The organism is Carnobacterium sp., assembly GCF_040274945.1.
Classification (GTDB): Bacteria; Bacillota; Bacilli; order Lactobacillales; family Carnobacteriaceae; genus Carnobacterium_B.
Map to the genome: position 1 here is coordinate 1 of NZ_JBEMAR010000004.1, position 24,276 is coordinate 24,276.

A 24,276-nucleotide genomic window follows, 5' to 3' on the forward strand; every position below is an offset into this window, starting at 1 on the left:
AACGGTAAGTTTGAAATGAAATGAGGTTATTCTTTTTAATACACCAATTTACATAAAATAATGTATTAATAAAAATGCAGTTTCATTTAAAGACTGCAGCAAGAGACTAATTACTTTTATTTAGTAATTAGTCTCTTTTACTAAATATTTTATAACAAATGTACTTTTTTTATTTGATTGTTAGTCTATGTAAACCAGTGGTTGCTAATTGTAAACTAATAGGTGCGTTACTTTTTAAGCGAAAATTGAGAGAATATAGTTATTAAGTTAAGGAGGATAGTAATGATTCAAAATTTTAAGTTATTATTTACAGGAGATAATAATATCAAGATTGTGGTATCAACAATAAAAAAATAAGGTAGGTAATTTTATTATGAAAATAAAAAATATTATAGTAGGAAGTTTTGTTCTGTTATTAAACATTTTAGTTTTAAATCCAAGCACTACATATGCTGAAAGTTTAGATGAACAAGTGATTACGATTGATAATACGATGTCTTTAGTGGAACAAAATGAAGCTATTAGCGAGTTTGAAAGTAATTCTGATATAACTGAATTAATTGTGCTAGATGAAACATTACTTGAAGATAATAGTTATGAAGATGAAACATTAGATGATGATATCATTCAAACAAGAGCAATTATTAATCAATATAGAATAACTGGAGTTTCAACGGGTTCTGATTATACAGGAGGGGCTATTGCTACGACTTCTGGAGGTCCGGGGATTAATTTAGCAATATCTCAAACTAAATCTGTTGCAACTACTGTTAGTGCTTCTTTTGGTGCTAGTGCTAAAGTCTTAAATGCGGGTATTGGATGGAATACAACAGGTTCTACGTCAATAAGCATTAGTGGTTCTTACAAAGTTCCTTCAAAAGTTGGAACTAAACAAGTAAAAACAGGTACATTAAAGGCTCATACTGTTTATAAAACCAAAAAATATAATGTTCAAAAAATGGCTTGGAATTCTACAACATGGAAAACAAGTGGTTCAGGTACAGCAAAAAAAGCATATGGAGTTAGTTTTAAAAAAACCTTTACTTATAAATAAAATCCATATATATTTTCTTATGAGTTAGAAAAACTGGAAGGAAATTAGTTATGAAAAATTATAAAAAAATTATAGGCTATATTTTAGTTTTAGTCGCTGTTTTAATATTAGTTAGTTTACCCAATATAGTCTATCCGGTACCTAATGAGGATGGAATGGATATTTATCTCTATATCCTAGAAACAAGTTTAAATGTGGTAAGATATGTTGTTCTTTCAATCTTTTCTTTTATTTTAGGTATCAAATTTGTGTTTAAGAGTTAGACATAAATTTGATATTATTAATACATGAAATTGTATAAAAACGTGTATCGGGAATCCTATTCCAATAGGGTTCTTTTTTTATATTGTCCTCCAATACATGATTGTGTGGTATACTAAATAAAATCATGTATCTCTTTTGTGAGAGGAGAGGGCTTTTAAATGAGTTACAATGTCCAACCATTACGGACTCAACAAGAAATAAACGACTTTTTATTCTGTTTGAGGCGCAATAAAAACGCAGATCGGGATGTTTTTCTGTTTTTGATCGGCATTAATAGCGGGTTGCGCATGTCGGATATCGTAAAATTGAAGAAATTAGATCTAATTTCTTCAAAAAATCCCCGAATCGTCGAGAAAAAAACAGGAAAAACCCGTATTTTGTATTTAAGTAGTTTGCAGGACTTGATTCAGGAGTATACGAAAGACCTAGAACCAGAGGATTATTTGTTTCCTAGCACCAAAGGTGGTCATATAGAAGTGAATACGGTCTATCAGATGTTTCAAAAGGTCGCTCAGCTGTTAGGAAGAGACGATATCGGCACGCACACGCTGCGTAAGACGTTTGGGTACCACTATTATAAGAAAACAAAAGACGTAGCTACACTGATGGAAATCTTCGGCCACAGCAGCGAGAAAATCACGAAGCGCTACATTGGGATTAATGAAGATGAAATCAGCGAGACCTTATTGAATTTTCGTTTAGGATTTTAAAAATTTTAGTCTAACAAAAATTTATTTTATAAAGTTACTTATTTCCTCAACAGTTATATTTTCACTATCTATATCTAAGAATTTTTTTTCATTAATTTTATTAAAGTAAATTAAACTAGGAACATATTGTAGTTCTATTGATTGTAAAAAGAGATCAGTATCGTCATTTTCACTAATATTTTCTGTATCTAAGTAATAAATTTTAATATTTTCTTTTTCTGCAGCAGTATGTAATTTAGGTGCGAAAATTTGACAGTATGGACAAGTTTTTCTCCCAATATACAATAAAAATTTATCATTATCATCTCTTTTTTCTTTGATTTCTGCAATAGTTATTATTTCAAAATCTTCCACTAAACTTTCATAATTAGATGAATCTGATTGTTGTATATCGTCAAAATTATCTGAGCTTTTACTTTTACAACCAGAAAACACTAAAAAACTTGTCAAAAATAAAAATACTAGTACTTTCTTTTTCATTTTTCTCTCCCTTTTTTTTTATTATTTGCTATATAGTTTTTTATAAAGCAAATATCTAGACCGTATAAAATTGATTACGGTCTAGATATTACTTATAAATCTTACAAGAATAACTACTTTTAATTTTTATGATCTTTAGACTTGGAATCCAGGTTTTAAGGATTACATAAATTCTTTAAAGTAGCGGTTCCTGTTCTACGTGGTTCCAAATTCCAAGGAGTTTTAAATGATTTGGCATTGTTATAATGACATATATATTGAGATTTCATACTACTAGTATTTTTCCATTTTGAATCTTTTGAATGTTTTTCAACAATACGATTCCAACTATCAGAAGCTCGTATCGCACCATAGTTAGGATTGCTTGTTCCTGCAGTTAACGTTGATTTTGGTTGTATTGATAGGGAAATACCATCAGTTCGAGTAATCCATTTACTACTGCTGAAATAATGAGAATAAGAATAAGCACCACTTGCATAAGCGGTAGCAGTTAGAGTACCTTGGATACCAGAAACATCTACTCTTTGAGTAATATTATTTCCATCAACTGTTTGTGAAATAACTCTATCTGTTAAATCGTTTCCGTTCTCATCTTCAATATCAAAAAATGAAATCTCGGTTTCTACAATATTTTTAGCCTCATCTACTACCTCAATAGTATTAAAATCATTGTCGATTTCAAGTTTTTTATCGCTATTGTCCATAACGTCACTTATAGCCATTTTGAAGTCAATAAAATCTTTATTTCTTACTTCAGCTTCAATCACGATAGCTTGATTTTCTGAATAAGTACCATCTTTTTCAATATAAGTATAAATTTCTGAGTCATTAGTTGAATTTTCAATTTTTACTTCTTCTAATTTTACCTCGTCTAGTTTTATTTCTTCTGCTTTTACATGTGTAGTAGAAATAAAAAATAATCCGCTTAAAATTTTTATAGATTTCATAAATATCCTCCTTGATAATATTAGTTTATGCTTATTTTTTTAATCTCAAACTGAAAAAAAATATAATTAAATTTAATAGAAAACCTAAAATAAATAAACCCATGGCCCATTTTATAACAAAAACATCAGCGTCTAACCACTTGCCTAAATCAAAATTATTTGTACCAACTGCAAGTATTGAAGGAGAAACTAACAAGAATCCCGCTAGCGATATTCCCAGAATTATAATAGATAATACTTGAAATATTAGTATTTTATTTTTCATATTCATCCCACACATTCTTATTTATTTTATTATCTTTTTATTAAATACCTGCCCTCCTTTTATAAATTTAATGTTATGCACATGAAGTTATAAAATCTATTTATTCCTTTATGTACTTAATAGTATCTCGTAATTCTTTAATAATAGAAAGAACGCACTGGTTTACATGGTAGCAACCATTAGTTGCTACCATGTAAACCAGTGCGTTCTTTTCGTTTTAGTAAATTAAATAGATAATAGGATTAAGAATTAGATGGTGAGGAGATTAACTATGGGAGATATCATAATGAAAAAAATAACTAGAAGAAGTTGTTATCAGGTTGTATCGATTCTTATTTTTTGTGGGGCTATTTTGGCTGTATTAAATACAGAACTTATTTTTGGCTATTTTTTAATTATTCTAGGTTATTATCTCCTGAGAAAATCAGATTCAGAAAACTAAAGAACCGAAATAATCCTGTCTATCGAACAACAAATAAAATTTATAAACAATTGAATTGAGGTTTTTTTTGATACATACTATAACTACTACTTTTTTATCGCTACTTATTTTAGGTAAACTGATTGGCATACTCAATATTTTACTGGGTAGATATACTTCTCCTTTTGTAAGCTATTTTACGGTAGCGCCTATTGACTCCTATCAAATCAACGAACTAACTAAAGAAAAACAGACTAAATTTAAACGTTTAGCTATCTTAAGTGGATTGATAGACATCTTTATTTCTATTATTGTGATCCTAATTCTCTCAAAAGTAGAAACAGAAGTGATACTACTCTTTGCCTTTATTCTCTATGCAAATGCCACTTTTTTTTCTAACTATATGGAAAAAAATTTACGACTTAACTATTAATTGGATTACCGGAAACTGTAGTATGAGGCTTGTTGACAGCATGAGAATAGACTAAATTAGTAAATTAGCTAAAACAGCAGTTGCATAACAATGGAATCAAAGTAACTATTTAGGTTAGAGGTGAGATTATGTTTAATAAATATAAAATATTTACAGAAAACCACCCGTATACTTATGTCGTATTACTAATGGTATTTACTAGTTTTATTGGTATTTCAATAGAGTATCTAGTAAGTAAAGACTTTATTGGTGCAGGACTATATAGCTCCCTAGGGATTACTTTAATCGAAATTTTAAGAGTCAGAAGAAAAAATAAACAAAAGAGATAATCATCCAAATAATGACTACATAGATTTTTACTAATTAAGGAGTTGTATCATTGAAATATATTATTATTATTATCTGGATTTTCTTAGTTAGTTATATTAGTGGCGAAATATTTAACCTAAACAAAGATATCTATTATTTTATTATTACCGGTATTTTAAAATTTGGCGGGTCATTTTTTATACTAAATGTTTTTGAGAAAAAAAGGGGATAGCATGCAAAAAATCTAAGTTAACATAAAACCCATTAAACAAAGAACCCCTCCATAATAAAATGGAGGGGTTCTTTGTTTAATTACTATGAAAAAAAAACAACAAGGTACCATACTTGTGAAGATTCTTGGTCACTATAGCGAAAAAAATTACTCAACGCTTTAGCGGAATCAATGAAAATAGATTCAGTGAAAATTTATTAAATTTCAGATTAGTTCTTTTATTTTATTAGGGAATTAAATTCTTTTCGATATCCTTACAAAGAAGTTTAGCATCTTCTTGGTATTCGATAATAAACTTGTCTTTATCGTCTATTTCAAAAAAGACAAGTTCAACATCGGTTAATAAATTTTTAAGTAAGGTATTCTTTTTACTAGAACTTAATTTTGTAGATTGGATAATCGCTCTATGGTTCGCATGAAAATTTTCAAGTAGTCCTCTCAAAATAACTCACAGTCCTCTCGGCTAAGTGCTGCCTCCCTTGAGTATACGTTTTAAAAGTATTAGAACGATGAATAGTCACTTATAAATGAATTGTTTTTCCTGAAAAACGACACTTCCTGTCCACATGTCTCCATTTTCATGTCTATATTCTTTTTCTGGATATTATTTTTAATGTTAAGGTTTATTTTATTAAATATTTTTCATATGATTAGTCTTTAGTTTTAATAGTTGATTTGTAATACTCTATTTAGCATAAAAATCAATTATCAGAAGCTGGTTAAATACGAAAGAAGAGAATAAAGAGGATTTCGGTACATTGAACCGAAATCCTCTTTTTTTGCCATTCGAAGTCGCTTATTTTTAATTTTTTCTTGAGGTTCAAAAATATTTTTTAACTTTTGTTATTAAAAAGTTATAGAATGATAGGTTAAAGATAAATTATTAAAAAAAATTTGTAACGAAATAGAAATTCGGGGTATTAATACTAAGAGCAGCAAGAAAGAGAGGGCAGTTATGAATAGGCTTGATGAAGAATACGAAAAGATTTATCCAAAAATATATGCATTTTTCTATGCTAAGACAGGAAATCAGACGACTGCTCAAGACCTTTGCCAAGACACCTTTTATGAGGCATGTAAAAATATAACCTCTTTTAATAGTCATTCTACCTTATCGACTTGGATATTTTCGATTGCAATTAATTTATTGAAAAAGTATTACCGCAAAAATAAGTATCAGCAGAGCTTAATGCAAAAACTCGCAATAATTCCAGAAACTGAAATTCATTCAATAGAAGGGTTGACAGAAATCAATGAAGATACAAAAATACTTTTGCACCACATTTCGAAATTGGATGATGCTGCAAGAGAAATAGTGTTGCTGCGCATATACGGAGAGCTGAGTTTTACAGAAATCGGGTCATTGATCGGAAAATCAGAAAACTATGCGCGTGTGACCTTTCATCGATTGAAATTGAAGATTCAAAAATTAATGGAGGTGACAATATGAACAAGGATTGTGCAATTTTGCAAGATCTTTTACCATTATACGAAGAAAAGTTATTGCATCCTGATACAGAAGAATTTATCGAGGAGCATTTGAAAATTTGCCAAGAATGCAGGCAAATTGCAAAAAAATCACATATTCCTCTACCTCTACCTGCGGAAGTAAAACCAAGTGGGTCTTCCAAAAAGATGATCCGGAAAATAACCCTGCGGTTAACGACAGTACAAATTTTCTTTGTGGCGATTGCATTTATGTTAGCGATGAGTACAACTGTTATGAATGATAAAGCAGGATTTATCCTGACCTATACTATTTTGGGAGCAGTAACGTATCTGTTTTACCGTTCGGTTCTAGTTGCCGTATTGCTTGCAGGCGTGCCGACATTCATTTGGAACTGCCTGATATATATGACGGATCTGTTTGGTGACTTCCCTATTGATAGTTTTTCAGATGGGATATCACTAATCTTGTTTTCACTAATCTTGAATTTGATGTTTACTTTTATTGGAATTGCCATCGGCTTTTGTATTCTTAAACTAACGGAGGGAAATTAATTATGAAAAAGAAAATAATATACAGTGTGATTGCGATCTCATTAATTGCCATCGTAGTGTTTGCTTATATACAAATGAACGGAAATCCCATTGAAAAAAATAAATCAAAGGAGAGTTTGGAAGAGTTTTTAGAACAAACGTATCCGGAAATGGATTACAAGATCAAGCGGTCGGCAGAGTATGGCTGGGTCGATGGCACGTTCCGTTTTAATGTAGTAACAAAGGATTCTTTAGAAGTTGAAACCACCTATCCATTTGATGTCTCCGCTTTCGAACCGTATGAAATTCTTGGCGATACGATCCACGTATCCAACATAGATAAAGAGGCATCAAATAAATTGAATATGGAGGCAGAACAGTATATTCTAGCACTTCTCCAGGAAAAAGTTCCAGAAATCGATGGAGTCTCAACAGATGTAGAGGTTTACGACAATGTTTCCGAGGAATGGACACCACAGTTGCAAACACCAAAGCCTATTCATATTATGTCGGGACTTGAAAAAGGCGATTTGACAAGAGAGCAAATGCTGGAGCAAAGTAAGAAAATCCAACAGCAATTGAATGATGAATCCATTGATTATTATATAGCGGAAATAGGCTATCACAGCATTGTAGATGGTGAAGAAATTTATGATTATATTAGTTTTACGCCAGAACAAAAACTAACGCTAAAGGATGTTAATTAAATAGAAAAGAATAAACTCCTTTAGTCAAACGGCATTTAGTAATAAGAAAATCACTAAGCACATAAGTTAGTGGTAGATGATGAATCAGCTTGACAGGTATACGAGTAAAAAAAGAAAAAAAACAATGAAGTTTATTCTCGAACGGAGAATGACTTCATTACACGCCTTATAGTCAATGGTATTAAATAAAATCAGCGAAACTGTAGATTAGTGTTTTAGTAAGACTAGTAAGTAGTCCTATAAGGATTTACTTACTGGTCTTACTTTCAGTTATAGTTTCATTCGATTAGCTCGTTTATAACAAATTATGGATATTAAATGATAAAAAGGTTAAAAATAAATGTGTAATGTGTTAAGATAAGCATACTTTAAATTTTTGGGGGTATATTTGTGAAAAGAAACAAAATAGGCGTGTTGTCTGTAGCACTTACACTAACCGCTGCACTAACTGCAGCGTGTGGAGGAGCTAATGGCGATACAAAGTCAGCGAGTTCAGGTGAATCAAACAATGGGGAAAATCTTGCAGCAGATCAAAGTATCTCTGTTGGAGTATTAAATGAATTATCTACAGGGGACACCTTACTCGTATCGGATATTGGAACGAATACGGCAATGAATCAATACTTAGAAGGTCTCTATCGATTGGATGAAAATAATCAGCCGATTCCAGCTCTTGCCGAAGAAACAATCGTATCGGAAGATGGTTTAACGTATACCTTTAAACTTAAAGAAGATGCTACATGGTCAAATGGAGATCCAGTCACGGCACATGATTTTGTGTATGCTTGGAGACAAGCTGTCAATCCTGAAAAGGCTGCCCCGTATTCCTATATGTTTACTTCAGTGGTAAATGCAGAAGAAATTATTAATGGCGAAATGCCACCAGATGAACTAGGTGTAGAGGCAGTCGGAGACTATGAATTCAAGGTTCAATTAAACGTGCCAGTCTCTTATTTCTTAGGAGAAATGGCCTTTATGCCTTTCTTCCCTCAAAATCAAACATTTGTAGAAGAAATGGGTTCAGATTATGGGACAAGCAGCGATACAACACTTTCAAATGGACCATTTATTTTAACTGGTTGGAATGGAACAAACCAATCTTGGAGTTATGAAAAAAATGAAGACTATTGGGATGCGGAAAAAGTCACTTTAGAGAGCATTAATGTTCAAGTGATTAAAGAGGTTTCAACAGCACTTAATTTGTTTGAGTCTGGTGGGATAGATGACGCCATTCTTTCAGGTGAAATTGCTAAACAATACGTTGATCATGAAGCTTATGTAGTTGAACCAGAAGCTCGTACAAATTTTCTGCAATTTAATTATACTGATGTACCAATGCTTTCTAATGCAAAATTGAGAGAAGCTTTCTCTTTGGTATTAAACCGTGAAGAATTAGCAAATACGATCTTAGGAAATGGTTCTCTTCCAGCAAAGGCACTTGTTCCACATGATTTTGTCACAAACCCTGTTACTGGAAATGATTTTGCAGACGATGCAGGAAATTTTTTGACTTATGATAAAGAAAAAGCTATGCAACTTTATGAAGAAGCAAAAGAAGAATTAGGGACAGATACGATTGAAATTGCGTTGGTTGCAGATGATGATGAAACAAGCAAACTTGTAGGACAATACGTTCAGGGGGAACTACAAAATAACTTTGAAGGGTTAACCATTAATCTGACAAATGTACCGAAGAACAACCGAATTGAAAAAGGTCAATCTGGTGATTTTGATATGATTCTAGGCGGTTGGGGTGCCATCTTGCCTGATGCTATCAACTTGTTGGATATTATGAACAGCGAAACGACTTTCAATAATGGGCCATATAAAAATGAAGAAGTCGATCAATTGTTAAATGATGCAGAAACAAGCAATGCGAATGATCCAGAAACCCGTTGGCAAAATATGTTGGATGCTCAAGGTCTTATGTTAAATGAAAAAGGGTTCATTCCTTTGTACCATACAGCAGAAGTGCATTTGCGCAATCCAAAATTAAAGGGTGTTGAAGTTCATTCCGTAAGTTCTCGTTATGATTACCGCAATGCTTATGTTGAAGAATAGGAGAATAAAAAATGAATGAACGCTTACTCGAACGATTTGTCAAATACGCTAAAGTCAATACACGGTCTGATATGAATAGTCAGACCGTTCCAACCACCTATTCACAAGTTGAATTTGCTTTAAAATTAGCTGAAGAATTGAAAGAAATAGGGTTGGAAGAAGTCGAATTCAACGAAAAAAATGGATTTGTAACAGCCACATTGCCGAGCAATTTGCAGCATGAAGTTCCGACGATTGGATTTATTGCTCATATCGATACGGCCGATTTTAATGCAGAAAATATTCAACCACAAGTCCACACAAATTATGATGGCCAAGATATTTTACTTAATGAAAAATTAGGTATTGTCATGTCAACAACTGAATTTCCTCAGCTAGCGAACTATGTGGGAAAAACGGTGATCACAACAGATGGGACAACTTTATTGGGAGCAGATGATAAAGCGGGAATGGCTTCTATCGTTACGGCTATGGAAGAATTTATCCAGCATCCAGAACTTCCGCATGGAAAAATACGGATTGCTTTTGGACCAGATGAAGAAATTGGCCGAGGTGCATTGCTATTTGATGTCGACCATTTTCAAGCTGATTTTGCTTACACATTAGACAGCGGAGTAGTTGGGAAATTCGAATACGAAACGTTTAATGCAGCTCAAGCAGAACTGACAATTAAAGGAACAAGTGTGCATCCTGGAACAGCTAAAGACAGTATGATTAATGCGTTATTAGTTGCTGCTCAATTTGCCACAGCGTTGCCGCAAGAAGAAGTACCCGAAAAAACAGAAGGGTATCAAGGGTTCTACATGCTTTCAAGTCAAGTGGGAACGATTGATGAAGTCAAAGCAACCTACATTATTCGAGATCATGATAAAGAAACTTTTGAACATCGGAAACAACACTTTATAGCTTTGGTTGATCAGTTCAATGAAACCTTTGATCAACCACGTATTGACTTGAAATTATACGATCAGTATTACAATATGCGCGATATTATTGAAAATGATTTATCTATAGTAGAGTTAGCCATAGATGCCTATAAATCGTTGGGCATTGAACCAGATGTAAAAGCTTTTAGAGGTGGAACAGACGGCAGTATTATTACCTATAAGGGACTGCCTACTCCAAATATCTTTACTGGAGCTGAAAATTTACACGGTAAGTATGAATTTGTTTCGGTAGAAGGTATGGAGCAAGCTGCTCAAGTTGTTATTGAGATTGCTCGGATGAACGCAGAAAAATAAAGGCTACACAAAATCAGACTCAGCAGTACTGGGTCTTTTTTTTCTAAGATAAATAAATTTGGCAACCGATAAATTAGTAGTGTTATACTAGATAAGTAATTCTATTAAACGAAGTAAATAAAGTACTGGATGAAGGAGCGCGATAAAATGGCACAAGAAGAATTGAAAAATAGAGCAGATGTCTCTGAAGCATTAACCTGGGATCTTACAGGTTTATACCCAACGAAAGAAGCATTCGAAACAGCAGTAGCAGAGCTGAAAGCAGCTGTTACACAGTTCAGCACAACTTATGAAGGCAAATTAACGAATGCCCAAACCATTCGTGCGGCTTTAAAAGAATATGAAGCTATCATGCAAACAGCTGACTGGACGAATCATTATGCTTTTTTACCAGCCACGACTGATTTAACAAATCCCGCAAATACTGAATTATCTCGTTCAATGGACAATGTGTTAGCTGAAGTAGGCGCACAATTATCTTTTTTTGATTCAGAATTAAAAGCAGCAGATACAGCTGTCTTAGACCAAGTTGAAACAGAAGAGCCACAATTTGCTTCTTTTATCCGTCACATTAAAGAAGATAAATCGATTCAGCTGGACCCTAAAGTCGAAAAAGCACTAGCTCAACTTTCGCCTGTTCTTGGAGCTCCTGAAGCTATTTATGAACAAGCTCGTTTGGCGGACATGGATTTTGGAATGTTTAGTGTAGCAGGAAAAGAATACCCATTAAGTTTTGTTTTGTACGAAGATCACTATATGTACCATGCGGATACAGCTATTCGACGTGCGGCATTTGACCAATTTTCAGCAGTCCTGAGTGATTATCAAAATGTTGTGGCAGCTGCTTATTACACGCAAGTGCAAAAAGAAAAAACACTTGCTACGATGCGTGGTTTCGATTCTGTAATTGACTATCTTTTGTACGATCAAGAAGTCGACCGCGACTTATACAATCGCCAAATCGATCGCATTATGAATGATCTAGCTCCTGTTATGCAAAAATACATTACCCATGTTAAAGAAATTAATGGGCTGGATAAGATGACTTACGCCGACTTGAAAATTGATTTAGACGCTGATTATTCGTCAACGATTACAGTGGAACAGTCAAAAGAAGTTGTGGCAGATGCATTGAGTGTTTTAGGACAAGATTATGTTGACCTTGTTATGAAAGCTTATCCAGAACGTTGGGTAGACTTTGTTCAAAATAAAGGGAAATCAACTGGTGGATTCTGTACGTCTCCATATGGCAAACACCCTTATATCTTGATGTCATGGAATAATCAACTATCAGATGTGTACACATTCATCCACGAAATAGGACATGCTGGACAAGGGATACTTTCTGCTGAAAACAACAGCATTTTGGGGGCAGAACCATCTCTTTATTTGATAGAAGCGCCATCGACATTCAATGAATTGTTGTTGACTGAATCATTACAACGCAAAAGCGAAGACCCGCGTGAAAAACGCTATGCCTTATCAAATATGATCTCAAATACGTACTTCCATAACTTTATCACTCATTTATTAGAAGCCGCTTATCAACGTGAAGTTTATCAATTGATCGATGAAGGCAAAAGTTTTGATGCTGCCAAATTAAGCGACATCAAACGTTCTGTATTAAACCAATTCTGGGGAGATGCTGTTGAAATCAATCCAGGGGCAGAATTAACCTGGATGCGTCAAAGTCATTACTATATGGGATTGTATTCATACACGTATTCTGCAGGATTAACGATTGCAACTCAAGCATTCTTACGGATTAAAGAAGAAGGACAGCCAGCTGTAAACGAGTGGTTAGAATTTTTAGCTCTTGGGGATCAGTGCCGTCCAGCTCCAGCTGCTAAAATGGCAGGTGTGGATATTACTACTGATAAACCTTTATCAGATACGATTCAGTATTTAGATGAATCCGTTGATACGATTATTGCCTTGAGCAAAGAAGTAACCATTTAAAGATAGCTAAGGGAAATGCTTATCCTTAAACACATTCTAAATTTTGATGATCTCATTCATCAGAATTTAGAATGTTTTTTTTATCTATTTTGCTTGTAGTTTTGTGTCACTCTTCCGAGGAATGACTGTTAACGGAAAAGTGGAGCAGAAAAAAGGTGTCACTTTTCCATGAAACGGCTCTTCATGGATGAGTGGCACCAAAAAAGATCATCACTCTTCCATCAAAGTGGGTTTCATGGAAGAGTGAAGCTAGAAAAAGAGCGTACTTGTCCATGAAAAGGTAAACCAAATCTATAAAAAAAGCCTTTGCTATTTATCGCAAAGGCTTGAAAAGGGGTATAACTATTTATTTATGGGGGTAAATAAATAGAAGAGAAAAGAAAAGGTTTAAGGTTTGGTATGTCTTTAGTATAACTAGTCGATGTGAAAAAATAATGTTCTTTTCGTCTTATTTTATGATGACGAATGAAAGAAAATGTGAAGATTTTAGGAATATTGCTTCAGCTGATCTAACCAATTAAAAGTGTATAGATTGTAAAAGCTATAAAAGCAATAATCAGCACATTAAGAACAAATAAAAGAATGGTATAAGCTTGGTTTCTAGATTTTGTTGCCAATACTAATGATAGTGTGTTTAATAAAACTGCGACAATCAGCACGCCAAGAAAAATCGGAAAGCTAAACAATGAAAATTGATTTTGAATAAAAATAGAGACAACCGTTAAGATGAAAGAAATAGAAATTAAAACCGTTGGCCATTTGGTAGTGTTTTTTTTAGTGTTATACATAAGTTTAAACTCCAGTCTTTTTTTATGAACTATCGATAAACTTAAGTATACAATTTGAGAATCCGCTTCACAATAGTTTCTTAGAAGAAGACTTATTTTTGTAAGAATAGTCATGAAGCAATTGGAATCATTATAGATAGAAAAAAAACCTCCACTCGGATCAGAGTAGAGGTCTTAGAACATTATTTTCTTCGTTTTGTCTTAATGAGACTTTGGTATAAGGAAGAAAATGCGGCAAAGAGGATACCGGTTATTGGAAAAATGATCCAAGCTGTTCCCCAAGCATTATAGACAAAACCTAAAAGTAGATAAACGGCTGTCGCTATTGGAAATACAACTCCTGCAATGGTATCCGTCAGCTTACTGGCAATAACTTTTTCAGGCTGATAGTCTCCTAGCGAAAGGAGTTTTTCATAGGTGGAGTATAAAACACCATAGAAGACAAACAAGAAAACACCAACGGATACAAAACCTAGAAGAAAGATAACAGACCACGCGTTATCGTCTCCTAGAAGAACAATTGCGAGCAATAAAGAGATAGGGGCTAAGATGCATAGGATAACTCCAGCTGCGATCGCTTTTGCAAAACTAGGTTTGAACTCCTGCATTTCTCGATCTAAGTGGATACGTGTAGAAGGATCAAGAATTACAACTTTTTTATCAAGGTTGTATTGTTCTTCTTTTAAACCAAAGATAATAAAAATTCCAACAGCAATAGCGATGAAAATAAAAAGTGGAATAATCGATAATAAATCTATGCCTTCCATATTTGCGGGAGAACTAAAGGAAAACAAGTTTGCTAGTTCATTGAACAAGAGCATCATAGCTGGAGCGAGAATACAAAGAGCAACTCCTGTCGCAATTCCCATTCCAAATTTTGTTCGATGCTGCATAAAATCCTCAACTTCTGCTTCTGATAAAAAGACAGAGTCCTTGTCAACTTCTTCCGATTCCTTCTCTAAATTGTACTCTTCGATGATTTCATCGATATTGCCAAATTCGGATAAAACAGTTCCAATTGCTTCATTTTCACTTTGACCTTCTGATTTTAACTGAAGGTATTTATCTTCCATATTGGTCAGCATATCTTCTTTGAGTCGCTGCATCTCGGGAGTGCGTGGCAATTGAATAAAAACTGATTCGACATAACTTTTAATTGTATCCATTCTTACGATTCCTCCTCAATAAATCTATCCATCACATTTTTTGTATCCAGCCATTCGCTTACTTTATCGGTATACGTTTTCTTACCTAATTCTGTAATTCGGTAGTAGGTTCGCGGTTTGCCATTGGTTTCGGTACTAGAATAAGATTGAATAAGAGCATTTTTTTCTAATCGGTTAAATGCAGAATAAAGAGTGGTTTCCTTCATGACATACTTTCCATCTGTTATTTCTTTAATTGTATTTGAAATTTGATAGCCATAAGAGTCCTCTTTCATCAAAATAGACAATAAAATTAAACTATTAAATCCGCGCATGACATCACTTGATATCACATCATCACCCCGTTTTTTTACTTCATCTATCGTAGTAATTAAAGTATACTCCTTTTACTACGACAGGTAAAGTAATTTGAACGAAATAGGCAAACAAAAAAAGAGATAGCTTATAGAAAGCTCATCTCTTAAGCGAATTAATTGCTTGATACGTTTACTATTTTTTTAGAACGAAAGATGTTTAAGATAACGGTTCCTGTATGAAAGAAAAAGACGATTGTCGAATACCCCATTAAAAAAAGGATTAAATTATCTGTGGGAATATTTAACTCATCATACAAAATACCAGAGAAAAAAGAAGCAGAAATAACGGTTATAAAGGTAGTCAATGAAGGAATCCATAACAACAGTAAATGTTTTATTGAAGTTTCTTTTCCTTTATTCATCAAGAAGGAGGCCACCAATAACGCTGTTAAGGTAATGCTTAAAAATATAAAAATAGTTTGAAATGAAGACCAATATAAATTATAAATAGGATGCATTGTCAAAATCCTTTCTTCCGTTAAAATTTTTATCTGTATTCTTTATTATGATATAAGCGTACATTATAACCTTTGTTATGCCTAGATAGAAGTTGACAAATTAATGAAAGTTTAAACTATAGAATTTTAAACTAGATTGTTTATTACCTTAATTTTCGATTATTTAAGAAAATTAATAAGTACTGAAGAAAAAGGATGATGATGAGAACAGTCATTGTTCCTGTTTTTCCTTCTTTTGTATGTAATAAATCTGAAAAAGTATCTAGCCTAACCATAATTCCTAGGATAGCAGAAGTGACTAGGACTGGGATAAAGAATGACCATAATTTTTTATCCGTTTCTTTATAAAATAGATAGAGTAAAATTACAGAGATAGAAATGATTATGAAAATTCCTAGATTGCCATTAAGATTTAACTTTAATGGGGTAGATACATAAGAACCAAGTGTAAAACCAATTGTGACTCCTACACCAAGTAATAATAGAAAAAATAATTTGAATAATTTATTTTTAAAACGATATAAGTTAATTCCTAAAATCCATAATCCAAAGATAGAAAAAAGCATCCAGTAGATTCCAATAACTGTAAATCGTCCTATATCTAATCCTTTTTCTGGAAGAATAAGCGCTGGTAAAATACAAATGATACTGTAAACTCCTAGTGAACTTAAAAAGATTTTTAAGATGTCGAGTAAGTTAATAGGCAATTGTTTAATAATTTCATCAGCAATCTTTTTAGGATTTCTACCAAAATAATGTTCTGCAGAAACACCTTGATTTTGTGCATCTAAAATATCTTGTAAGACTTCTAACAGCAACTCTTCACTCTTTTTTTCATCCCTAAATAATGACATCGCTCTAACATAGATAACTAAATTTCCGTAGTATTCATTGTTTTCTTTTGTTAAGGATTCTTGTAAGGTGGCGTTTGCTTTTATTAGTTCACTTGTTTTCATTTCATTCACGTCCTTCAATCAAATTATCAACACTACTTTTAAGATTATGCCATTGTGTAATAAACTCATTTTTTTCATCTGATCCTGTATTGGTAAGGGAATAATATTTTCGTTGAGGACCTGTATCAGATGGTTTCATTGTTCCTTTAATCAGCTTCTTTTTCTCAAGTGAGAGCAGAAGAGGGTAGATCGTCCCTTTGGGTATATCGCTAAAGCCAAAGTCTGTGAGTTTTTCACTCAACTTGTAACCATATAGTTCTTCTTGAGAAAGTAAGAGTAGAATGCTGCCTGATAAAATACCTTTCAGCATCTGGGAGTTTACTTTGCTATCCACGGAATTCCTCCTCTAGTATGTTTTACAAGTTAGTTATATCAAATATAAACTAGTTTGTAAAGCAAGATAGCTAGTGAATTTACTTATTTGGAAGATTCCCAAATGTTATAGTAAGATAAAGGTGTTTTTTAAGGATGTTAATTAACAGATTGAGGAGATTAGAATATGACAATCAAACAAGTAGACGGTTATGGACCATATTTCCGATCACAATTCAAAAAATTATTTGCTAGTGGATTATCAAAAAAAGAGCAAGAGAACATCTATTTAGATTATATGCTTTGGCATTTATGCAGTTATCAAAAAACTGACTGTTTAAGTGGAAGATCTGCAGTGGAGCATTTTGAAAAAATAAAAAAAAAGAAGTTTACAATATTTTTTCAATTTTCTAATACTGTTTTTGTAGTCGAAAACGAAGTGGATTTTAACATTACAAAATTAAATCAAACAGTGCAGTACTTTAATACCTTTGAAACAAGCGATTGTTATGTAATGGATAATTATGGTGAATGGTGTTTTATTACTACTCATGAACAAGAATATGGACTAGGACCGTACTTTATAGAAAATAATCACTAACAATAAATGATGAGTAGCTATAGATTTAAATAGCTAGTTTGCTTATAAAAGATACTACTATTTTTTTAAAGTCAGCTGATTAATAAAAATATCCATAGTTAACTGACTGCAAAAAAAGATGGATCAATCTTTAATAGATTGATCCATCTTTTTTATTTAAATCTAATAGCAACAGTAATTTCAACGTCGTACTTTTGATGGTTAGATTGATTATACTCTAGGTGGTAAGTTACGGCCAAAGACAAAAGCTAAAGCTGCAATAATGATACCAACTACAATAAATAGGGTTCCAATAATTGGGTCGCCAGACTTAACAGGTCCAAAATAACCAAAAATGATGATAATGATACCAACGATTAATAAAATTTTTCCTAAAAGGTTAAACATAGCACACACCTCCATTACCGTATTTGTCTAGTTAGTATAACAAAAAAAGGTGAGGAGAAATAATAATATGAATGCTATAAAAATAAAGTAAAAAAAATTGAGAAGAATAAAGTTTTAAAATAATGGTACTTCTTTGACTAGGGTAGCTGATTTGACTATACTAAATGTGAGCGAGGATAAAACTTGTTCAAAAGTCTAAAAAAAAGAAAGAAGGAGAGATTTGTGAGTAATTTATTTCCAGTAGGACGTGATTTCATGAATTTTGGCAGAAACTTTTTCGAAGACCCTTTTGATCACTTGTTAGAAAGTACATCAAACTTTAATGTAGACATCCGTGAGGAAGAACAGGCTTATATTGTAGAAGCCGAGTTACCGGGTATGTCTAAAGATTCTATTCAGTTAAAGTATGAAGACAATGTATTGTCCCTTGGCGCAACTCAAGAAGAAAGCAAAGATGAAAAAGACGATAAAGGCAATTACATCCGCAGAGAACGTTCAACTAAATCCTTCAGCCGCCAGTTTCTTTTGAAAAATGTCAAAGAAGAAGACATCGCTGCATCTTTTGAAAATGGAGTTTTAACAGTAACTTTACCTAAAAAGGATTCAGACGAAACAACTCCTAAACAAATTGAAATCCAATAAATAAATACAATATTATTAAGAGTAGTTGAGAGGAAGTTTCTCAATTACTCTTTTTTTACATAGACAGACGTAGTTTTTTACAAATTGTAAGTAAAAACAATTGAAAAAAGATGGCCGTTCTTTTACCATTAGAAGAATGATGTTAGTTGCTTAAAAAATAAATGAATGAAGAAGTAGGAGAAAATTTATGAAACCAAAATACGATCCACTGTTTGAACCTTTTACATTTGCATCAGGAGTTAAAATTGATAACCGTCTGTTTATGGCGCCGATGACGACGAATTCTTCATTTGAGAATGGTATGGTCACGACTGATGAAAAAGATTATTATAAAAGACGTGTTGCTGGACTAGGCGCTGTGGTGACTTCGTGTGCTCAAGTCATGGAAAACGGACGCTTTGCTGGATCATTAAGTGCAGCATCTGACGACCGAATCGACAGTCTTGCGGGGTTAGCAAAAACGATTCAAAATGAAGGTCCCAAAGCTATTTTACAAATTTTCCATGTAGGAAGACTTGGCTCAAAAAGAACGTTACGAGGTGAGCAGCCGGTTAGTGCAAGTGCTGTCCCGATTGATTTTGAAGGAGCCGAAGTACCTAGAGCGTTAACAGATAAAGAAGTACGTGAATTAGTTGATGCATTTGGACAAGCGACTAGAAGAGCCATTCAAGCGGGGTTTGATGGAATCGAATTGCATGGAGCAAATAATTATTTGATTCAACAATTTTTCTCTCCACATTCCAATCAAAGAGAAGATCATTGGGGCGGATCGCTTGAAAAACGAATGAACTTCCCCTTAGCTGTTGTTCAAGCGGCAAAAGAAGCGATTCAAACTTATGCTAAAAACCCCTTTATTTTTGGCTACCGTATTTCCCCTGAAGAAATAAAAGAACCTGGGATCACTATAGAAGATACCTTACAGTTAGTAGCTAAGTTAAAAGAACAAGGACTAGATTACATTCATGTTTCAACAAACAAATGGACGCAAGGTTCGGTTCGTGATCTGTATGAAACGAGACCCGTAGTCCAACGTATCCAAGAACATGTAGGAAAAGATTTTCCGATTATTGGTGTCGGTTCAATTATAACGCCAGATGATGCTGTGGAAACGATGGCATTAGGTATACCACTTGTGGCGATTGGACGAGAGTTAGTCGTTGAACCGGACTGGATTCAAAAAGTGAAGTTAGGAAACGAAACTGCCATCCGTAAAAAAATCAAACCAGAATACCGTGAAGATCTCACACTACCAGATGCAATGTGGGAATATATCGAAAGCAGACCAGGTTGGTTCCCAATCGTAGATTAAGAATTTCAAGAAATCATCAAAAGACCTTTCACTCCAAAGTGAAAGGTCTTTTCTTGTAAAACACGAACATTAAACAATAGGAAATTATAAAATAATTCGCTTTTAGGTATTTACATCTTGTTTAATTGAGGTTATACTACAAATGAATCATCAATAAACGAAGTATAATTAAAATTAAAAAATAAATGTTCGTATTTAATAGGAGGGTTATTTTGGAAGAAAGAATGAAACAGCCAGCAGGAACAATTATATTGCCGAAAAGAGAAGGGAAGAAAGCAAAGGTTACGCCAAAACCTGAATCAAATCTTATTTATCAAGTAGACGATAAACCAGGATTTGTCTTGATGACACTTTTAGGTTTTCAAAATATACTGACTGCTTTTGGTGGAATTGTTGCTGTTCCTTTAGTTATTTCCGGTATGGCAGGATTTGGGGTTGCGGATACTTCTTATATGATTAGTGCAGCTTTATTGGGTTCCGGTGTTGTTTCAATCATTCAGTCTAAAGGATTTGGACCAAAATGGTTTCGTGTAGGAGCTGGGCTTCCAACAATTATGGGAACCGATTTTGGATTTGTTGGACCTGCAAATGCGGTCATCAACACGATGGGTGGAGGTATTGCCGGTTATTTTGGCGGAACCATGATGGGTGCCGTTTTAGAAATTATCTTGAGTTATTTTATTAAACCGCTAATGAAATTTTTCCCTCCTGTTGTTACAGGTACCGTTATTTCACTGATGGGATTAACGTTGATGCCTGTAGCATTCGATTGGGTGGCTGGTGGAGTTGGTGCAGCCAACTACGGATCGCCTCTTAATTTAGCAATTGCTACTATTGTATTTTTATTGATCGTGGTATTGAATCACTATGGCAGCGTCAAAATTGGACCTGCTGCTGTATTGATTGGTATTGTAGCTGGTTATATTATGTGTATCCCACTTGGAATGGTGGATTTTAACCAAGTAGCTCAAGCCAATTGGTTCGCTATGCCACAATTGTTTAAATATGGCGTTAATTTTGATTTGAAATTTGCAATTCCATTTATTTCTGGTTACTTAGTTACAGTTATCGAAACTGTGGGTGTGATGCAAACAATTGGAGAAGTCACAGAAACAAAATTAACGGATGAAGACATTGCAAATGGTGTTCGTGCTGATGGTGTCGGTTCATTTATTGGACCCGCAATGGGATCAGGTCCAGTAGCTACTTTTAGTCAAAATGCTGGATTGATTCCTTTGACCCGTAATGCTTCTCGTTCCGTTGCGATTACTGCTGGTGTACTTTTAATGGCAATGAGTTTCCTACCAAAATTTGCTACGTTGGTTTCTATTATGCCAATGGCGGTATTAGGTGGAGCAGGAGTCTTGATGTTCGGAAATGTAGCAGCATCTGGTGTTAAGTCTTTGTCACGTGTGAATTTTGATAACCGCAATTTAGTGATAGTCGCTGCAGGTTTAGGCGTTGGACTTGGTGTAGCTTTTCGTCCTGAAGTGGTAGCTGGATTGCCTGGAATTCTTGGCGGACTGTTCTCATCTGGAATTTCAGCTGGAACGATCGTTACACTAGTGTTAAATATTATTTTAAAAGAAACACCAGAAATGGAAACTCAGGAAGTATAATAGGAAAAGCAAAACGTTTATCACTCAGATTTATAGGTGATGAACGTTTTTTTGTTGTAGGAGGGATGCCACTCTTACGTGGGATAGCCTTCCATGTAAAAGTGGAGTAGAAAAACTGTTTCACTCTTACGTCAAACAAGTCTCCTCGTAAAAGTAGACTATAAAAAAAATCTCACTCTTTCGTGGAACGGCTCTCCACGGAAAAGTGAGAATGAAAGTTAGGGTATTTTATCAAATAATGGGACTTTTGAGGGTGATTTTTCACTATAGTAAGTCATATGTCGTGATAAATGACTCTGGTAATTTTTTTTTAAGATAATACGAATACGTTCTTTGGAATAGTTTTTCCCACACCATTCGTAAATCTGACTTGTTGTCATTAAATTATCAGGAAATAGCAGTTTGAATTCTTTTATACTTCGCTCGATTGCAGTTGTAATGATTTCTTTGTGTTTGCATGCAGTACAAAGATAATTTTGCCTAGTATCTGTATGACTAAGCGAAAAGCAAATAGGGCACAAAATACCTTTCTTCAATTGCCCCAATTGATAGATAGGAAGATTATCGGGGCGATAATCTTCATTATGTAACTCTTTAAGTTTATGCGCTAAATCCAACTGTTCTTGTTTTATCAAGAAGTTTTGATTAGATAGAGCACTAAGATGTTTAGGCACTTGAGAGGAAAACAAGAAATGTTTATTTGGCAGGATAGAGTAGAGAGTGAATTCCGGATTAATAAAAACAACCATTGGGTGTATGGGAAATCGGTATCCTAGGCGAAGCAGCACGTTTTGTAAATAGGTCACGCTTCTATCGATTTGCCTTAATGGGTTAAGAATTTGATAGCCTGATTCTGTGAAAAAAGAATCTTCTTTATAAAAGTAAGAACCGGTATAATTTTTTACTTCATATAAATAGATAGAATCATTCACAATAAAGAGGGAATCAATTTGAAAAACGGTGTCTCTATAATTTAGAACGAGATCATTTAGTACAAGTCCTGACTGGTGAAATTGACTCATATAGAAATCGAATTGTTTTTCACCAGCCCAACCTTTCACTTGATTCTCATATTTTAGTTGTTCTTCAACAGGTAAGTTCATGCGAAAATTTAAAGATTCCAATACACGATGAGTAATCGATTTTGTTCGTTCTTTTAGTATCATGATTTTCGTGCGCTCCTTAAATTTAATCGTTCTCTCTTAATATAAGAAAAAATAGCGAGAATCATTTTTTATGTAAGGTATTTTTTGCAAATTGAGTCCTCATGGAAGAGTGGCAAGGAAAAGAAGCTTCAGTTGTCCATGAAACTGCAGTTAATGGACAACTGAAGCAGAAAAAGGGCATCACTTATCCATTAACAGGTCTTTCATGGAAGAGTGAACCATAAAACTACACTCACTTAGTCATTAAATGACAATTATGACAATTATATGGAAGAAAGAGTATTCAGAAGCCGGTATTATGATTTGATCGAGGAACAGTTTTATTTTAGTAAAAAATGTGTAGTAGTGGTATACTGAAAACGATTTCTTATAAGAGAAGAAAGAGGGTTGATGGACATGAAAAGAATGTTTTTAGGGAAAAGTGAGTTAATGGTACCGAATATTGCATTAGGATGCATGTCAATGGGAAAACTATCTCCTGACGAAGCTAGTAAAGTCATCAATAATGCATTAGACCATGAAATTGATTTTTTTGATTTAGCGGATATCTATGGTGGAGGAAAAGCTGAAGAAATATTTGGAAAAGTAATCGAAATGGATCCCTCTATTCGAGAAAAAATGTTGATTCAATCTAAAGTAGGGATTCGAAAAGGCAGTTATGATTTTTCAAAAGATTATTTGATTGAAAGTGTTGACGGAGTTCTTAAACGTTTGCAAACGGACTACCTAGATGTATTGTTGTTGCACCGTCCAGATGCATTGGTAGAACCTGAAATCGTCGCGGAAGTTTTTGACGAATTAGAAAAGAGCGGTAAAGTCCGCAACTTTGGAGTCAGCAACCACAATCCTTATCAAATTGAATTGTTGAAAAATTATGTTCAACAGCCACTTGTTGCAAATCAATTGCAATTTAGTGTGATGCATACCGGAATGGTAGACGCTGGAATAAATGTCAATACGAAGTTCGATAGTGGCATCAATCGAGACGGCGGAGTATTGGATTACAGCCGTTTAGAAGCTATGACTATACAAGCTTGGTCACCGATTAAGAGTGGTGGGGATATTTTTGTGGACAACAAAAATTATCCGGAAGTAAATGCTAAATTGCAAGAAATTGGAGAACGTTATGGTTTATCTAATTCAGCAACTGCTATTGCTTGGATCTTACGTCACCCAGCTAACATGCAAGCCGTTGTAGGCACGATGACTCCGGATAGATTAACAGATTACAGCAAAGCTTCCGAAGTGCGAATGACTCATGATGAATGGTATGAGATCTACCGAGCAGCTGGAAATGAACTGCCTTAAAAAGATATTGTAATTTTTTACAAATTGAATCGTAAAGAACCTCCTTTGATCAAAGATCAAAAGAGGTTCTTTTTTTATTAATTGAATAAGATGTGACAATAGTGGAAATAAATAAAAAAAGGAACCTTAACGACTTAAGAAAAAA

Annotated in this window: 28 protein-coding genes; 17 read left to right on the plus strand and 11 right to left on the minus strand. The window is 33.8% G+C overall.

All coding sequences use genetic code 11. The features are described 5' to 3' along the window. Nucleotides 1-373: 373 nt before the first annotated feature. From ABS916_RS05125 to ABS916_RS05135, 3 genes are all read left to right on the plus strand, one after another. Nucleotides 374-1,054: a hypothetical protein gene (locus tag ABS916_RS05125; protein WP_350450860.1), complete on the plus strand. Its 681-nt coding sequence runs from the start codon at nt 374-376 to the stop codon at nt 1,052-1,054. 50 nt (nt 1,055-1,104) lie between these two features. After that, the gene (locus ABS916_RS05130; RefSeq protein WP_350450861.1) at nt 1,105-1,317 is read left to right on the plus strand and encodes a hypothetical protein; all 213 of its coding nucleotides are present in this window, start codon (nt 1,105-1,107) and stop codon (nt 1,315-1,317) included. A gap of 159 nt (nt 1,318-1,476) precedes the next feature. After that, nucleotides 1,477-2,028 (plus strand): tyrosine-type recombinase/integrase, encoded by a 552-nt coding sequence (locus ABS916_RS05135; protein WP_350450862.1) that lies wholly within the window; start codon nt 1,477-1,479, stop codon nt 2,026-2,028. A gap of 21 nt (nt 2,029-2,049) precedes the next feature. Here ABS916_RS05135 and ABS916_RS05140 read toward each other — a convergent pair whose 3' ends face one another. The 3 genes from ABS916_RS05140 to ABS916_RS05150 form a co-directional block, all read right to left on the minus strand. Next, nucleotides 2,050-2,508: a DUF6568 family protein gene (locus ABS916_RS05140; RefSeq protein ID WP_350450863.1), complete on the minus strand. Its 459-nt coding sequence runs from the start codon at nt 2,506-2,508 to the stop codon at nt 2,050-2,052. Between the two features lie 155 nt (nt 2,509-2,663). Then, nucleotides 2,664-3,455 carry a DUF2599 domain-containing protein gene (locus tag ABS916_RS05145; protein WP_350450864.1) on the minus strand — a complete coding sequence of 264 codons (792 nt, stop codon included), beginning with the start codon at nt 3,453-3,455 and terminating at the stop codon, nt 2,664-2,666. A gap of 31 nt (nt 3,456-3,486) precedes the next feature. Further along, a complete protein-coding gene (locus tag ABS916_RS05150) occupies nt 3,487-3,720 on the minus strand; it encodes a hypothetical protein (protein WP_350450865.1) in 234 nt (77 codons plus the stop codon). Nucleotides 3,721-4,006: 286 nt separating this feature from the next. On the opposite strand from ABS916_RS05150, the gene ABS916_RS05155 reads away from it, so the two are divergent. The 8 genes from ABS916_RS05155 (at nt 4,007) to pepF (ending at nt 13,063) form a co-directional block, all read left to right on the plus strand. Next, nucleotides 4,007-4,162 carry a hypothetical protein gene (locus tag ABS916_RS05155; protein ID WP_350450866.1) on the plus strand — a complete coding sequence of 52 codons (156 nt, stop codon included), beginning with the start codon at nt 4,007-4,009 and terminating at the stop codon, nt 4,160-4,162. A gap of 67 nt (nt 4,163-4,229) precedes the next feature. Next, entirely contained in the window at nt 4,230-4,574 is a 345-nt protein-coding gene (locus ABS916_RS05160) for a hypothetical protein (RefSeq protein ID WP_350450867.1), read from the plus strand. Between the two features lie 1,496 nt (nt 4,575-6,070). After that, nucleotides 6,071-6,565: an RNA polymerase sigma factor gene (locus tag ABS916_RS05165; RefSeq protein WP_350450868.1), complete on the plus strand. Its 495-nt coding sequence runs from the start codon at nt 6,071-6,073 to the stop codon at nt 6,563-6,565. Then, the gene (locus ABS916_RS05170; RefSeq protein WP_350450869.1) at nt 6,562-7,116 is read left to right on the plus strand and encodes a zf-HC2 domain-containing protein; all 555 of its coding nucleotides are present in this window, start codon (nt 6,562-6,564) and stop codon (nt 7,114-7,116) included. Before ABS916_RS05165 ends, ABS916_RS05170 begins: the two co-directional genes overlap by 4 nt. Before the next feature lie 2 nt (nt 7,117-7,118). Further along, on the plus strand, nt 7,119-7,802 hold the full coding sequence (locus ABS916_RS05175) for a YfjL-like protein (RefSeq protein ID WP_350450870.1): 684 nt from the start codon (nt 7,119-7,121) through the stop codon (nt 7,800-7,802). A 390-nt stretch (nt 7,803-8,192) separates the two neighbouring features. Beyond that, nucleotides 8,193-9,863 carry a peptide ABC transporter substrate-binding protein gene (locus ABS916_RS05180; protein ID WP_350450871.1) on the plus strand — a complete coding sequence of 557 codons (1,671 nt, stop codon included), beginning with the start codon at nt 8,193-8,195 and terminating at the stop codon, nt 9,861-9,863. A gap of 11 nt (nt 9,864-9,874) precedes the next feature. Continuing rightward, nucleotides 9,875-11,104, plus strand: coding sequence for a peptidase T (pepT, locus tag ABS916_RS05185; protein ID WP_350450872.1), 1,230 nt, complete (start codon nt 9,875-9,877; stop codon nt 11,102-11,104). A gap of 147 nt (nt 11,105-11,251) precedes the next feature. Next, the gene (gene pepF / locus ABS916_RS05190; protein WP_350450873.1) at nt 11,252-13,063 is read left to right on the plus strand and encodes an oligoendopeptidase F; all 1,812 of its coding nucleotides are present in this window, start codon (nt 11,252-11,254) and stop codon (nt 13,061-13,063) included. Nucleotides 13,064-13,572: 509 nt separating this feature from the next. Here pepF and ABS916_RS05195 read toward each other — a convergent pair. The 6 genes from ABS916_RS05195 to ABS916_RS05220 form a co-directional block, all read right to left on the minus strand. Next, the gene (locus ABS916_RS05195) at nt 13,573-13,851 is read right to left on the minus strand and encodes a hypothetical protein (protein ID WP_350450874.1); all 279 of its coding nucleotides are present in this window, start codon (nt 13,849-13,851) and stop codon (nt 13,573-13,575) included. A gap of 182 nt (nt 13,852-14,033) precedes the next feature. Next, nucleotides 14,034-15,017: a permease prefix domain 1-containing protein gene (locus ABS916_RS05200; protein ID WP_350450875.1), complete on the minus strand. Its 984-nt coding sequence runs from the start codon at nt 15,015-15,017 to the stop codon at nt 14,034-14,036. Nucleotides 15,018-15,019: 2 nt separating this feature from the next. Beyond that, nucleotides 15,020-15,349, minus strand: a complete 330-nt coding sequence (locus ABS916_RS05205; protein WP_350450876.1) for a PadR family transcriptional regulator — start codon at nt 15,347-15,349, stop codon at nt 15,020-15,022. A gap of 137 nt (nt 15,350-15,486) precedes the next feature. Beyond that, nucleotides 15,487-15,735 carry a hypothetical protein gene (locus ABS916_RS05210; RefSeq protein ID WP_350450877.1) on the minus strand — a complete coding sequence of 83 codons (249 nt, stop codon included), beginning with the start codon at nt 15,733-15,735 and terminating at the stop codon, nt 15,487-15,489. Nucleotides 15,736-15,974: 239 nt separating this feature from the next. Continuing rightward, nucleotides 15,975-16,787: a DUF1129 domain-containing protein gene (locus tag ABS916_RS05215; protein WP_350450878.1), complete on the minus strand. Its 813-nt coding sequence runs from the start codon at nt 16,785-16,787 to the stop codon at nt 15,975-15,977. 1 nt (nt 16,788) lies between these two features. Then, nucleotides 16,789-17,121 carry a helix-turn-helix transcriptional regulator gene (locus ABS916_RS05220; protein ID WP_502880583.1) on the minus strand — a complete coding sequence of 111 codons (333 nt, stop codon included), beginning with the start codon at nt 17,119-17,121 and terminating at the stop codon, nt 16,789-16,791. A gap of 165 nt (nt 17,122-17,286) precedes the next feature. On the opposite strand from ABS916_RS05220, the gene ABS916_RS05225 reads away from it, so the two are divergent. Then, a complete protein-coding gene (locus ABS916_RS05225; RefSeq protein ID WP_350450879.1) occupies nt 17,287-17,700 on the plus strand; it encodes a DUF4275 family protein in 414 nt (137 codons plus the stop codon). 210 nt (nt 17,701-17,910) lie between these two features. Here ABS916_RS05225 and ABS916_RS05230 read toward each other — a convergent pair whose 3' ends face one another. Continuing rightward, nucleotides 17,911-18,087 carry a hypothetical protein gene (locus tag ABS916_RS05230; protein WP_350450880.1) on the minus strand — a complete coding sequence of 59 codons (177 nt, stop codon included), beginning with the start codon at nt 18,085-18,087 and terminating at the stop codon, nt 17,911-17,913. Nucleotides 18,088-18,309: 222 nt separating this feature from the next. Here ABS916_RS05230 and ABS916_RS05235 point away from each other — a divergent pair, with 222 nt between their 5' ends. From ABS916_RS05235 to ABS916_RS05245, 3 genes are all read left to right on the plus strand, one after another. Continuing rightward, nucleotides 18,310-18,729, plus strand: a complete 420-nt coding sequence (locus tag ABS916_RS05235) for an Hsp20/alpha crystallin family protein (protein WP_350450881.1) — start codon at nt 18,310-18,312, stop codon at nt 18,727-18,729. A 187-nt stretch (nt 18,730-18,916) separates the two neighbouring features. After that, entirely contained in the window at nt 18,917-20,038 is a 1,122-nt protein-coding gene (locus ABS916_RS05240) for an NADH-dependent flavin oxidoreductase (protein WP_350450882.1), read from the plus strand. Between the two features lie 212 nt (nt 20,039-20,250). Next, nucleotides 20,251-21,657: a uracil-xanthine permease family protein gene (locus ABS916_RS05245; protein ID WP_350450883.1), complete on the plus strand. Its 1,407-nt coding sequence runs from the start codon at nt 20,251-20,253 to the stop codon at nt 21,655-21,657. 218 nt (nt 21,658-21,875) lie between these two features. Here ABS916_RS05245 and ABS916_RS05250 read toward each other — a convergent pair whose 3' ends face one another. Next, entirely contained in the window at nt 21,876-22,823 is a 948-nt protein-coding gene (locus tag ABS916_RS05250; RefSeq protein WP_350450884.1) for a nuclease-related domain-containing protein, read from the minus strand. 101 nt (nt 22,824-22,924) lie between these two features. On the opposite strand from ABS916_RS05250, the gene ABS916_RS05255 reads away from it, so the two are divergent. Both ABS916_RS05255 and ABS916_RS05260 read left to right on the plus strand, forming a co-directional pair. Continuing rightward, a complete protein-coding gene (locus tag ABS916_RS05255; RefSeq protein ID WP_350450885.1) occupies nt 22,925-23,047 on the plus strand; it encodes a hypothetical protein in 123 nt (40 codons plus the stop codon). Between the two features lie 172 nt (nt 23,048-23,219). Beyond that, a complete protein-coding gene (locus ABS916_RS05260) occupies nt 23,220-24,131 on the plus strand; it encodes an aldo/keto reductase (RefSeq protein WP_350450886.1) in 912 nt (303 codons plus the stop codon). The last annotated feature ends 145 nt before the right edge of the window (nt 24,132-24,276 follow it).

Coding starts and splice junctions, on each gene's coding strand:
- ABS916_RS05135 (WP_350450862.1), top strand. CDS start 1,477: ATGAGTTACAATGTCCAACCATTACGGACTCAACAAGAAATAAACGAC.
- ABS916_RS05195 (WP_350450874.1), bottom strand. CDS start 13,851: ATGTATAACACTAAAAAAAACACTACCAAATGGCCAACGGTTTTAATT.
- ABS916_RS05145 (WP_350450864.1), bottom strand. CDS start 3,455: ATGAAATCTATAAAAATTTTAAGCGGATTATTTTTTATTTCTACTACA.
- ABS916_RS05250 (WP_350450884.1), bottom strand. CDS start 22,823: ATGATACTAAAAGAACGAACAAAATCGATTACTCATCGTGTATTGGAA.
- ABS916_RS05200 (WP_350450875.1), bottom strand. CDS start 15,017: ATGGATACAATTAAAAGTTATGTCGAATCAGTTTTTATTCAATTGCCA.
- pepT (WP_350450872.1), top strand. CDS start 9,875: ATGAATGAACGCTTACTCGAACGATTTGTCAAATACGCTAAAGTCAAT.
- ABS916_RS05130 (WP_350450861.1), top strand. CDS start 1,105: ATGAAAAATTATAAAAAAATTATAGGCTATATTTTAGTTTTAGTCGCT.
- ABS916_RS05165 (WP_350450868.1), top strand. CDS start 6,071: ATGAATAGGCTTGATGAAGAATACGAAAAGATTTATCCAAAAATATAT.
- ABS916_RS05140 (WP_350450863.1), bottom strand. CDS start 2,508: ATGAAAAAGAAAGTACTAGTATTTTTATTTTTGACAAGTTTTTTAGTG.
- ABS916_RS05230 (WP_350450880.1), bottom strand. CDS start 18,087: ATGTTTAACCTTTTAGGAAAAATTTTATTAATCGTTGGTATCATTATC.
- pepF (WP_350450873.1), top strand. CDS start 11,252: ATGGCACAAGAAGAATTGAAAAATAGAGCAGATGTCTCTGAAGCATTA.
- ABS916_RS05240 (WP_350450882.1), top strand. CDS start 18,917: ATGAAACCAAAATACGATCCACTGTTTGAACCTTTTACATTTGCATCA.
- ABS916_RS05215 (WP_350450878.1), bottom strand. CDS start 16,787: ATGAAAACAAGTGAACTAATAAAAGCAAACGCCACCTTACAAGAATCC.
- ABS916_RS05225 (WP_350450879.1), top strand. CDS start 17,287: ATGACAATCAAACAAGTAGACGGTTATGGACCATATTTCCGATCACAA.
- ABS916_RS05125 (WP_350450860.1), top strand. CDS start 374: ATGAAAATAAAAAATATTATAGTAGGAAGTTTTGTTCTGTTATTAAAC.
- ABS916_RS05150 (WP_350450865.1), bottom strand. CDS start 3,720: ATGAAAAATAAAATACTAATATTTCAAGTATTATCTATTATAATTCTG.
- ABS916_RS05155 (WP_350450866.1), top strand. CDS start 4,007: ATGAAAAAAATAACTAGAAGAAGTTGTTATCAGGTTGTATCGATTCTT.
- ABS916_RS05255 (WP_350450885.1), top strand. CDS start 22,925: ATGGAAGAGTGGCAAGGAAAAGAAGCTTCAGTTGTCCATGAAACTGCA.
- ABS916_RS05175 (WP_350450870.1), top strand. CDS start 7,119: ATGAAAAAGAAAATAATATACAGTGTGATTGCGATCTCATTAATTGCC.
- ABS916_RS05260 (WP_350450886.1), top strand. CDS start 23,220: ATGAAAAGAATGTTTTTAGGGAAAAGTGAGTTAATGGTACCGAATATT.
- ABS916_RS05170 (WP_350450869.1), top strand. CDS start 6,562: ATGAACAAGGATTGTGCAATTTTGCAAGATCTTTTACCATTATACGAA.
- ABS916_RS05210 (WP_350450877.1), bottom strand. CDS start 15,735: ATGAATAAAGGAAAAGAAACTTCAATAAAACATTTACTGTTGTTATGG.